Origin of the sequence: Cyanobium sp. N5-Cardenillas, assembly GCF_024345515.1 — a bacterium.
Classification (GTDB): domain Bacteria; phylum Cyanobacteriota; class Cyanobacteriia; order PCC-6307; family Cyanobiaceae; genus Cyanobium.
On sequence record NZ_JAGQBG010000092.1, the window covers coordinates 1 to 11,338 of the forward strand.

Sequence of the window (11,338 nt, forward strand, 5' to 3'; positions counted from 1 at the left end):
CCCAGGATCTGCAGCGTGTCGAGGCTGCGCTGGGAGATCACCTTGTCGATGATCACCTGGATCAGCAGGGGGTTGGCCAGGCTGAACAGCTGGACCACGAAGGAGGCCAGCAGCACCTGGAGCAACATGCCCCGGTAGCGCTTCAGGGCCGGCCAGAACCAGCCCGGACCGAAGGTCTGCTCCGGGGTGTCGATGCTGCGCTCCAGCAGCAGCAGCTCCAGCCCCTCCGGATACTGCTCGGCGATCTGGGCCGGGCTCAGCTGCACCCAGCCCTCAGCAGGGGAGGCCAGCCGCAGGCCGGCGGCGTTGCTGGCGGTGGCGATGGCGAAGCCCTCCTTCCACGGCACCAGGCAGGGGGTGATCAGCCGGGTGGCGGACGCCGCCGGCACCTTGGCACCGGTGACCAGCAGGCCGAGCATGGCGGCGATCTGGCCGCAGAGCTGCAGATCGGGCGGCTGGCCGCGGCGCATCTTGTCGCGCAGGATCTTGTCGACCGCGTCACGGCGGTAGGGCAGCTCCAGCAGCTTGCCGAGCATCTGGAAACAGGCCAGGGTCTCCTCCAGCGGACCGCTGCCCCGCACCAGGGTGAGGTGGCGGTCGGCCCGGTCCTGGCCCAGATCGAGGCTGCTGGGCTGGGCCGGGCCGGCGGCCTCGGTGGGGACGATGGCCTGGGCTGCCTGTGTGTTGTCCGGGCTGGGTGCCACGGCGGGGGCGGGGGCCAGGGCCAGGAGCCGCAGGGGCAGGGGGGGACGGGGCTGGGGCAGGGCCTCTGCCGCCGCCAGCACCGAGCCGATGGCCCGATCGGGGACGTTGGCGCTGGCCAGGAGCAGCTCTTCGCCGTCCTGCAGGGCGATCGGCCCGTCACCGGTGGGCAGCACGCCCCGGGTCCGCAGGCGCAGGCGCTCAATCTTTTCGCGCCAGAGGGCCGGTTCGAAGCGGCCCGCGGCGGCCCCCTCCCGCTGCAGCAGCAGCTGATGCAGTTCGGCGGTCCAGAGATGGCGGCCACACCACTCACGCAGCCCCTTCTCGGCCAGCAGCAGCTCGAGCATCAGGGCGTCCGGAATCGCCGTTGCCAGAAGGTCGGAGGCGGCGCTGACCGGCTCGATCCCCTCGGCCCGGAGCAGCGACACCAGCCCCACGATGGCGCCGGGTCCAAGCCGCTCCAGGGTGAACGGCCGGCCGTCCCGTTCCGCCAGCAGCCGCGCCTCACCCTCGTGCAGGACAAGGACGCGGTCGCCGATGCTGCCGGCGCTGCTGAGGTCTTCGCCGACGCGGAACCGACACGGGTGGGCCTCCGCCAGCAACCGTTCCCGGCCGGCGGCCGAGAGGCCATCGAAGGGCGGCAGGGTGAGCCAGTCGGTGCGGCCGGGCACGGTGGAGGTCATCGCCCCTGCCCCGGCCGCAGCTGCAGGGCCACTTCCTGATCCACCCATTCCTCAAACAGCTCCCGCGCCATCCGTTTCTGCATCTCGTCGTCGAAGCTGGCCGAGCGCAGTGTTTCCAGCCGTACCACCAGCCACCAGCGATCGATGCGCAGGGGGGGATGGAGCTGGCCCGGACGGCTCGTGCGCAGCAGTTCGGCCAGGGAGGGATGGGCCTGCAGCAAGGGCACCGGACCCACCACCCCGCGGGTGGAGCGCTCGGGCCCCTTGGCGTAGGTGGCCGCCAGTTCGGCGAAGTCCGCTTCCCCCTCGGCGATGCGCAGGTAGAGCTCCCGGGCCAGGGCCCCGTCCTCCACCCGCAGCAGGCTGTAGATCACCTGATCGAGCTAGTTCTTGCGGGCAAGGTAACGCTGTTCCGCCCGGTGCAGGAAGTGCTCCTGGCAGTGGCGCTCGATCCTGGTGGGGAGCTCCGCCTGCCAGAGCACATCCGCCTCCGACAGTTCGTGCCGCTGGAGGTGGTTCTTCAGGTCGTCGGCGGAGCGGAGGCCGTGGCTGGCGCCCCAGGCCTGCTGGGCCTGCTGGCGCTCCTCCTCCGTCAGGACCACCTCCGCCACGGCTTTGGCGATCACCGACTGCCGCAGCAGGGGCAGCAACAGCTGGTGGCGGGCCAACTGGCGCCGCAGCTCCCCTGGGATCTCAGGCAGCGGCTCGACCTCCACCAGCACCGGCGGCCTGGAGTGGCGCACGGGCGGATCAAGGCTGATGTCGTGGTCCAAGGAGTGGGCGACGGCCACAGGTACGGCATTCACGCAGGCATTCTGGGGCTGAACCGGCCGAACCAGATGTATTGGTGGCGGTTGTGCAACGCCGGCAGCTCAGGAGCGGCGCAGGATCGGTTCGGCGCGCACGACGCTGCCGAGAAGCAGGAACAGGGCCTCGATGCTGCCCACCCGGGTCACTTTCTGGAACCAGGCGTTTTCCCCGTAGATCAGCTGGATCAGGGCCGCTTCCGTCTCGCGGGCCGGCATCTCGAAGTTCAACCCCAGCAGGGGCAGTTGCCGCAGCCGGCCGGACCGCATCAGCCGCACGGGCATCTCCAGCTGGTACTGGGGAACCCGCAGCAGGCCCTCCGTCAGGCCGCTCCTGGGCGCTGCGGTGTTGAGCACCAGGCTGGCCCCCTGCTCGGAGACATCGTTGGTGACACCCCAGTACTCCTTGCCCCCCAGCTCCAGGCAGGCCACCAGTTCCAGGGGGAAACGGTCGGCCTGACGCCGAATCGGCTTGTCGATGCAGGCGAGCAGGCAGATGAACATCAGGATGCCGTTGTAGAGGTTCCAGCCCACCATCAGGCCCTCCCCCTCGAACACGGATCTCGACCAGCGAATGTCCACGAGCGGCAGGCCGTAGTTCAGCACCAGAACACCCACAAACACGAAGAGGTAGGTGAGGAACGGCCAGGCAAATCGCAGATCCAGGGTCTGCCTGGGGTTGTTGACGTCCTTGTTGGTGACCAGGCTGCCAACGGATCGAAACGGCCGGAACAGAAGCTGGGACATCCGTTTCAAGGCTGGGAAGCAGAACAGGGACTCATAGACTTCTGTCCAGAAATGGAAGTAGTGCCCGTTGGTCTGCCAGGAGGGCAGGAAATACAACATGATCACGAAGGGCAGGCCATAGGCCATGTATTCCACTGGAGGAGCGGCAATCAAGGTGAAGCCGATCAGCATCGAAAGCAAGAGGAAAATGATATAAACGGCTCGAAATACGGGCGTCAGCAGACTGAGCAGCAGATTCAGATAAAAAACCTTCTGCCAGAAATTCAGGGTCTTCCAGACCGGAAGCTCCTTGGGGGAGGTGAACACCTGGATGTTGCCCTGCATCCAGCGCAGCCGTTGCTCGAGATAGTCGCGGAAGGTCCGGGGCACTTCGCCCAGGCTCAGGACTTCATCCAGATAGATCATGCGCCAGCCACGGGTGAGCAGTCGGGTGCCGGTCTGGTTGTCTTCGACAATGCAATGGGTGACATAGCCACCGATGGCCTCGAGGGCCGATCGTCTGGCCAGGTAGGAGGTGCCACAGCACACCACGGCATTGAAGGGATCGCGAATCACCTGGACGTAATGGAAGAAGTAATCCATGTCGTCGGGGACGAGGACGTCCAGGCCAAGGTTGCGATTGTGGAAATCGGAATTGAAGTAGTGCTGGGGCGTTTGCACCAAGGCCACCTTGGGATCTTTGAAGAAGCCGACCGTGCGATCGAGGAAGCGGCTGAAGGGGATGAAATCGCAATCAAACACGGCGATCAGATCGCCGTGGGAGTGGGCCAAGGCGTAGTTGAGGTTGCCAGCCTTGCGGTGCAGATTGTCGGGCCGGCTCAGATACTTGACACCGAGTTCCTGTGCCAGGGCGGCGATGGCGGGTCGGTGGCCATCATCGAGAACATAGATCGTCTTGTTGGCATACTGGATGTTGCCGCAGGCCAGAATGCAACGCCGAATCAGGCGTTCGGATTCGTTGTAGGTGGGAATCCAGATGTCGACGCTGGGCTCATGTTCCTTCGCCCAGGCCAGCAGTTGATCCGCCTGGCGTCGCCTTTGCTGCGGTCGATACTTCAGGGAGGGATAGAACTGCAGGGCAGTCGTCAGCAGATACGTGACTTCGCAGAGAAAGAACACCAGGCTGAAGAAGAGGCTGACCGGATGGGCCGTGTTGATGGTGGTGGCTCGCCAGATGAAATACCGAGCGGCAAACAGCGTCAGCAACACGGTGGCCAGCAGATAGGCGGCAGGACGCCTGGGCAGCAGGTTCACCCCCAGGCAGATCCCCACCGCCAGGGCCAGGGGCAGCACCACATCAATCCAGACGTCCTGCACCTGCCAGAGTTCGGGGAGGACCCTGAAGCTCAGGGGATTGAGAAGGCCGATCGCCACCACGGACACCTGAAGATTGGCCAGCAGCACCGCCATCACCAGGCTCGCCCCGGAGAGCAGCAACACCATCCAGACCCAGGGGGAGATGCGGGTGTTGCCGCTGGAATCCGAGAACGAATGCAGGAACTTCATCGCTGGAAGCTCACCTTCGCCGTGAACCCCACGTAGCAGAACTCCCCGGGAGGGGCGGGAAAATCGTTGAGGATGCGGATCTTCACTTCGCTTTCCCTGGCCAGATTGATCGGCACGGGCTGGGGCGCTTCATCACCCAGCTGGGTTCGGCCGATGCCGGAGCGGATGCCGATCACTTCGCCCCGCAGTTTGTCGCGGCTGCCCACCAGTTGGATCTTGGCCTTGCTGCCCAGGCGAATCCGGTTCAGATCGTTCTCCGCCACCGTGGTCGTCAGCCAGCGTTGGCTGCAGTCGATCATCTGGATCACCGTCTGCATCGCGTCAACGGAATCCCCCCGCTGGGCCCCCAGCTGCCAGACCACCGCCTTCCTGGGGCTGACGAGCCGGGAGCGGCTGCGCTCCTGCCATTCCTTCCTGGCGACGTTCACCTGCTGCTCCAGGCCGCTGACCTGGAACGTCTGGGTGCGCACATCGCCTTCGGCATTCTCCAGGGCGATGGTGGCCTCCTGAAGCCGCACCACCGGATCGGAGTTGCTGCGGTTGTTGCGCAGGGTCAGGTCGTTTTTGGAGGCCTGCAGAACCGCCGCTTGCCCGGCCACCTGGGCTTCAAGGCCCCGCACCTCACGGGCGCGCTGCTCTTCGGTCGTGCGGGCCCGATCGACCACGTTGGCGGCGACGGCGCCGGTGCGGAACAGCGCGTCCTGCCGCACGGTTTCCCGTTGGGCAAAAGCGAGTTCCTTGCGGGCCCTCTCCAGCGCGAAGCCGAGGTTGTCCCGCTCGTTCTGGTCGCGGGAGATTTCCAGGCTGCGCTGCTGTCTGGCGTCGAGGCTGAGCTGGGCCACGAGCTTCTTGCGGAGATCCCGGCGCGTCCGCAGTTCCTGCAGGCGGCCCCGGGCCGTTTCCAGCTGGGTTTCCAGGTCGGTGAGCGCGTCACGGGTGGCCATTGGATTCGCCACGATGGCCAGGGTCTGGCCAGGGCGGACCTCCACACCGGTTCCCACCGTGAGGCTTTCCAGGATGCCGGTGACCGGACTCCGGAGCACGATCGGGGTGGCATTGATGACCGCATCGCGCGAGCGGGCGGTGAAGAAGTTGATCACGATGGCCAGGGCCGTGATCAGCAACCCGCCCGAGATCAGCAGGATCGTGAGATCTGCCCTGCGGGAGCTGGGAATCGCGTCATCGTCATCCGTCGCGGGGGCGTCAAGGAGCAGGCCGGGGCCTCCGGTGGGCTCAGGGTCGTTCGCGCCAGCGGAAGATGAAGACATTCCGGCGGTGGATGGTGAGATTTGACTCTATCAGAACAACTTTTTTTAGCAGGGAGTAAGCCCTTTCGGCGAATTGTTAATCTGATGCCGACTTGCTGTTTTCTGCCTGCGATCTGGCTGGTTCAGGGCTTACTAAGGGCCGCCATTATAGCCGCTGTTGCTGGTTTGGCCTGGCTGTTTTCGTCGAAGGGCAGCGGCCGTTGGGGCAGGCCATCGGCCCTTGGAAAGAAGGAATTCAACCAGGTGGTGCGATCACTCAATCCCCAGCTGGTGATCAGTCTCAGCCTGGGTTCCGGCAGGACCGCCGCCAGGAACGCGCTGTAGACCGCCGCCACGTCGCGGTCCCGTTCCGGGATGGCCGCCGGCAGTTCCCGGTCGTTCACATCCAGTTCGGTCACGTAGATGTCGAGATTCAGGGCCGCCAGTTCGCGCAGAAAGGCGGGCAGGGTGCGGAAGGTGGTGGGCCCGCTGCCATTGGCGTAGAGATGGGCCTGGAGCCCCACGGCGTCCAGGGGTACGCCGCGATCGCGCAGCTGGCGCAACAGCTTCAGGAAGGCCTGCCGTTTGCGTGCCGTCTTGGCGTCATCGCCCTCCAGCCCGTACTCGTTGATCACCAGGGCTGCCTTGGGATCGGCCTGGTGGGCCAGGGTCAAGGCGCGGGCGATGTAGTCGGGTCCCAGCCGCTCCAGCCAGAGGGTGCGGCGCAGGCCCGTGCCGTCGTCGGCGATCGGCTCGTTCACCACATCCCACGACGGCAGCTGGCCGCGGTAATGCCCCACCACGGTGCCGATGTAGGTCGCCAGGGCCTTGTCCAGCTCCGCCGCCGGCAGCGCCCTGACCCAGGCAGGCAACTGCTCATGCCACAGCAGGGTGTGGCCCCGCATTGCCAGCCCGTGTTCGCGGGCGAAGGCCAGCAGCCGGTCCGGGGCGCTGAAATCGAAGCGCCCGGGCGCGGCCTCCACCCCATCCCACTTCAGCTCCGATTCGGGCACGATCAGGCCGCTCTGGCTGGTCACCAGGCGGCGCAGGTCGGGGTTCTGCAGTTGGGCGTTCGTGACGGCGGTGCCCCAGCGCAGGCCGCGCGCCGCCGCCAGGCCCTGCAGGGTCTTCGACGCGCCCGGCGGCGGCAGCGCCCGGGCCACGCTCCAGCCGAGGGCCCCCACGACAGCCAGAAACATCAGTTGCCGTCGACGCATGGCCCCGCTGCAGACGTGCCATCCCACTCTGACCGTTCAGACCGGTTCGGTCCGCAGCAGCGCCCGCAGGCCGTCCTCATCCAGCACGCTGACCCCCAGGGCCTGGGCCTTGGAGAGCTTGCTGCCGGCCTCCTCGCCGGCCACCACGTGGCTGGTCCTGCGGCTCACCGAACCGCTCACCTTGCCCCCGGCGGCCTCGATCAGGGCCTGGGCGGCGGAGCGGCTCAGGGTGGGCAGGGTGCCGGTGAGCACGAAGGTCAGCCCCGCCAGGGGTGTGGCCGCCGGCGGCCCCCCGCCCCCGTCCGGCTCCGGCGCGGCTGCCAGGGAGAAGCCCTGTGCCCCCAGCTGCTCCAGCAGCGACCGGTTGGCCGGGGTCGCGAACCACTGCCGCAGGGACTGGGCGATCTCGGCGCCGATGCCGAAGACCGCCGTGAGCCGATCCGGCGCCTCGTCGGCTTCGTCGGCCAGCGCGGCGGCTTCCAGCGTGGTGGCGCTGGGGAAGGCCCGGGCCAGGGCCTTGGCGTTGACCTCGCCCACGTGGTGGATGCCGAGGCCATAGAGCTGGCGGTGCCAGGGCTGTTGCTTCGAGGCCTCCAGGGCGGCCACCAGCTTGGCCGCGGAGGTTTCCCCCATCCGCTCCAGGCTGGCCAGTAGGGCGGCATCAAGGCGGTAGAGGTCGGGGATCGCCGCCACCAGGCGACGGTCCACCAGCTGCTCGATCAGCTTGATCCCCAGGCCGTCCACGTCGAGGGCCCCCTTGCTCACCCAGTGGCGCAGGGAACCCCGCAGGATGGCGGGGCAGCCGTTGTTGACGCAGCGGGTGGCGGCCTCGCCCTCCTCCCGCACCAGCGCCGAGCCGCATTCCGGGCAGGTGGGGGGCAGCTCCAGACGGGGGGCGCCCGCCGGCCGCAGCTCCTTCAGCACCCGCACCACCTCGGGGATGATCTCGCCGGCCTTGCGCACCACGATCGTGTCGCCGGCGCAGAGATCCAGCTCCGCCAGGCGGTCGGCGTTGTGGAGGGTGGCGCGGCTGACGGTGGTGCCGGCCAGGGGCACCGGCTCGAACTCCGCCACCGGCGTGATGACCCCCGTGCGGCCCACCTGGCAGGTGAGGCGCAGCAGCCGGCTGGGGGCCTCCTCGGCGGCGTACTTGAGGGCGATCGCCCAGCGGGGTGCCTTCTGGGTGAAGCCCGCCTCCCCCTGCAGGCGCAGGTCGTCGAGTTTCACCACCACCCCATCGGTGGCGTAGGGAAGGCCGCGGCGCTCCTGCTCCCAGTGGTCGCAGAAGGCCTTCACCGCCGCCAGGTCGGGGCAGAGGGCGCGGTGGGGATTGACGCGGAACCCTGCCGCCTTGAGCCAGTCGAGGGCCTGCCACTGGCTGCGGGGCCCGCCCTGCCAGACTTCAGGCAGGTGCAGGGTATAGGCGAAGAACGACAGGCCACGGGAGGCCACCACCTGCGGATCCAGCTGGCGCAGGGTGCCGGCACACGCGTTGCGCGGGTTGGCGAAGGGGGCCTCGCCCCGTTCGGCGCGCTCGGCGTTGATGGCGGCGAAGGTGGCCTCGGGGATGAACGCCTCGCCGCGCACCTCCACCCAGGCCGGTGGCGGCTCCAGGTCGAGCCGCAGGGGCACGCTGCGGATCGTGCGCACGTTGGCGGTGATCTCCTCGCCCCGCTCCCCATCCCCCCGGGTGGCGGCCCGCACCAGCACCCCCTGCTCGTAGCTCAGGGCCAGGGCGTTGCCGTCGATCTTGAGCTCGCCCACCATCGGCAGGGCCGGCGCCGGGGAACCCTCCGGGGCTTCCCGGTCGAGCACCTTCAGCAGGCGGCCGTACCAGACGTCCAGGTCCTCATGGGAAAAGGCGTTGTCGAGGCTCAGCAGGGGAACCCTGTGGGCCACGCTCGTGAAGCCCTCGGCCGGGGCTCCCCCCACCCGGCGGGTGGGACTGTCGGGCCGGATCAGCTCCGGATCGGCCTGCTCGAGCCCCACCAGCTCCCGGTAGAGCCGGTCATAGACCGGATCCTCCATGACCGGAGCATCAAGGACGTAGTAGGCATGGGCGGCGCGGTTCAGCAGGCGCCGCAGTTCTTCTGCCCTGGCTTGGACCACGGCTCAGGCGGCGGCCAGCTTGGTGATGCGATCCACCCGCCAGGCCTCCTCCACCTTCACGAAGGTGAAGTCGAGGGGGAGTTCCTCCTTGCCGTCGGTCTTGAGCTTGACCGTCAGGATCACCTGGCCCTCCTGCAGCCGCGGCCGGCCGGACTTGAGGTTGCGGTACTTGTTGAGCTGCAGCCCGGCCAGGAAACGGATGAATTGCTGGCGGTTGACGTGGGAGCGGTAGTTGCGGGTGGTGAGCAGATAGGCCCCGTCCACCTGGCCGGAGGCCACCTGGGTGAAGAACTGCTTGATCAGCGGGTTGATGCCCCGGGCGCTGAGCACCAGCCGGACCGCCGAGATGGTCCAGTACAGAAGCAAGCCACCGGCACCCGCCAGCAGGAGCTTGGAGCCGATGTCGCGGGCCAGTCCCCAGTCCATGGTGATCCCATCCGTTCGCAGCGTTGCAGAGTCTGACGGACGACCCCACCAGAATGGGCCGATGCCCCTGGAACCGCTGCTGCCCCTGTTTCACCGGCTCAACCGTGAGCACTTCGACGGCCAGCTCACCCGCGACGACAGGCCGCTGGTGGACGTGCGCTGGAGCGACGGCCGCCTCACCCGCACCGCCGGGCTTTACCGGCGGGGGCGTCTGATCGACGGGCGTGACCTCTGCGAGATCGTCCTCTCCCGTCCCCTGCTGGAACCGTTGCCGCGGCAGGCCACCCTGGGCACCCTCTGCCACGAGATGATCCACGCCTGGGTCGACCGGGTGCTGGCGGTGCAGGAGGTGCATGGGCCCCAGTTCCGGGCCCGGATGGCGGCGATCAACCAGGTTGAGAACGGCTTTCAGGTGAGCCTGCGCCACCGCTACCCCCTGCCGCTGGCCGCCAGCCGCTGGATCGCCCGCTGCCCGCGCTGCGACAGCCGCACGCCCTACCAGCGCCGCCGGCAGGGCCTGGCCTGCCGCCACTGCTGTGAGCGCCTCCATGGCGGGCGCTGGGATGCGAGCTGTCTGCTGGTGTTCGAGCCCTCCACCGCCTAGGTTCGCCGCAGGTGTTGGGGCCGATGGCGACGTTTCTGTGGACCCTGGAATGGGGTGGCTTCACCATTGCCCTGGTGGGGATGGGGCGGGAGCACTGGCTCTCCGGTCGGCGCCGTTAAAATGCCCTGATGCCTACGACGGATCAGGGCTACGGCCGCGAGCGGGATCCCCGAGAACGCGAGTCCCGGCGGCCAAGGGGCGGCATCGACCCGCTGGATCAACGGGTTGACCGCTGGGTGACGGCTGGGCGCCAGTTCGTCGAAGGGGTGGCGGGCTCGCGCCCCGGCGGCCGTCCGGCGACGCGGGGCGCCGACCGCCGCGTCCCTCTGCGGCCCCGCATGGACGAGCTCGGCCGCTGGGTGGAGGGGCGCCTCGACTGGCTGCTCGATGACGGAGACGACTGGCGCGAACCGTGGCAGGAGTCCGAACGCAGCACGCCTGAGCCGCCGCCCCAGCAGCAGCCCGCCGCTCCGGGCCGTCCACGCCGCCAGGGGCTGGAGGCGGTGTCTCGCCGCGGCCGGCCGGGATCGGCCCCGTCCCAGCCGCCGGCCCCAGAACCCCGTCGCAGCACGGGCCCCGCCACCACCGACGACGACGATGGGGACTGGCCCGATGACGCCAGCTTCACCCTGCCCCGCTGGCAGCGTCCTGAGGGTGCCGAACGTTCAGCTGCCCCGGAACCGACGTCCGTTCCACCGGTCGAAGGCCGGCCCCTGCCGCGCTCCAGCCGTCGACGCCCCTGAACCCTTCGACACCGCCATTTCGGGCCGAAGTGGGTTAGGAATAGCCAGTCATCGAAAGCATGTCGGCCATGAGCAGCTTGGTGGTCGTTGGGTTTCCGTCCATGGAGGAAGCGGACCAGGTCCGGCGCCAGTTGGTGGAGATCCAGAAGGAGGAACTGATTGCCCTGGAGGATGCCGTGGTGGTGGAGGCGGAGCCGGACGGCAAGGTGCGTCTGCACCAGTCGCTCAACCTCACCAAGGCGGGTGCCCTCGGCGGTGGCTTCTGGGGTGCCCTCGTCGGCCTGCTGTTCCTCAATCCCCTGCTCGGAGCCGCCGTGGGGGTGGGTCTCGGGGCCGCGTCAGGCTCCATGTCCGATCTGGGCATCAATGACGGCTTCATGCGCGAGGTGGGAGAAACCCTCCCCCCGGGCAGTGCGGCCCTCTGTCTGCTGCTGCGCGATGCCACCCCCGACCGGCTGATCGAGCGCCTGAGGATTCACGCCCCCCACGCCAAGCTGCTGCGCACCAACCTCAGCCATACCGATGAGGACCGGCTGCGTCAGATGCTC

At 68.2% G+C, this 11,338-nt stretch carries 11 protein-coding genes; 3 read left to right on the top strand and 8 right to left on the bottom strand.

All coding sequences use genetic code 11. The features are described 5' to 3' along the window. The 8 genes from KBZ04_RS08860 to KBZ04_RS08895 form a co-directional block, all read right to left on the bottom strand. On the bottom strand, positions 1-1,385 hold a 1,385-nt coding region (locus KBZ04_RS08860), incomplete at its 3' end, for a cyclic nucleotide-binding domain-containing protein (RefSeq protein ID WP_254991591.1). Continuing rightward, positions 1,382-1,759, bottom strand: coding sequence for a peptidylprolyl isomerase (locus tag KBZ04_RS08865; protein ID WP_254991592.1), 378 nt, complete (start codon positions 1,757-1,759; stop codon positions 1,382-1,384). The genes KBZ04_RS08860 and KBZ04_RS08865, both read right to left, overlap by 4 nt. Positions 1,760-1,768: 9 nt before the next feature. Beyond that, complete coding sequence (locus tag KBZ04_RS08870; protein ID WP_254991594.1) at positions 1,769-2,176, bottom strand: hypothetical protein; 408 nt, start codon at positions 2,174-2,176, stop codon at positions 1,769-1,771. 81 nt (positions 2,177-2,257) lie between these two features. After that, positions 2,258-4,444: a glycosyltransferase gene (locus KBZ04_RS08875; protein WP_254991595.1), complete on the bottom strand. Its 2,187-nt coding sequence runs from the start codon at positions 4,442-4,444 to the stop codon at positions 2,258-2,260. Beyond that, positions 4,441-5,712, bottom strand: coding sequence for an HlyD family secretion protein (locus KBZ04_RS08880; protein ID WP_254991596.1), 1,272 nt, complete (start codon positions 5,710-5,712; stop codon positions 4,441-4,443). The genes KBZ04_RS08875 and KBZ04_RS08880 overlap by 4 nt, the downstream gene beginning before the upstream one ends. 122 nt (positions 5,713-5,834) lie before the next feature. After that, positions 5,835-6,908: an endo-1,4-beta-xylanase gene (locus KBZ04_RS08885; protein WP_254991597.1), complete on the bottom strand. Its 1,074-nt coding sequence runs from the start codon at positions 6,906-6,908 to the stop codon at positions 5,835-5,837. 36 nt (positions 6,909-6,944) lie between these two features. After that, positions 6,945-9,017, bottom strand: coding sequence for an NAD-dependent DNA ligase LigA (gene ligA / locus KBZ04_RS08890; RefSeq protein ID WP_254991598.1), 2,073 nt, complete (start codon positions 9,015-9,017; stop codon positions 6,945-6,947). A gap of 3 nt (positions 9,018-9,020) precedes the next feature. After that, positions 9,021-9,443 (bottom strand): hypothetical protein, encoded by a 423-nt coding sequence (locus tag KBZ04_RS08895; protein WP_254991599.1) that lies wholly within the window; start codon positions 9,441-9,443, stop codon positions 9,021-9,023. 61 nt (positions 9,444-9,504) lie between these two features. Between KBZ04_RS08895 and KBZ04_RS08900 the strand changes: the two genes are divergently transcribed. The 3 genes from KBZ04_RS08900 to KBZ04_RS08910 form a co-directional block, all read left to right on the top strand. Then, complete coding sequence (locus KBZ04_RS08900) at positions 9,505-10,047, top strand: SprT family zinc-dependent metalloprotease (protein ID WP_254991600.1); 543 nt, start codon at positions 9,505-9,507, stop codon at positions 10,045-10,047. Between the two features lie 128 nt (positions 10,048-10,175). Further along, on the top strand, positions 10,176-10,790 hold the full coding sequence (locus tag KBZ04_RS08905; protein WP_254991601.1) for a hypothetical protein: 615 nt from the start codon (positions 10,176-10,178) through the stop codon (positions 10,788-10,790). 68 nt (positions 10,791-10,858) lie between these two features. Beyond that, positions 10,859-11,338: DUF1269 domain-containing protein (locus KBZ04_RS08910; RefSeq protein ID WP_254991602.1), on the top strand; the 480-nt coding region annotated here is incomplete at its 3' end.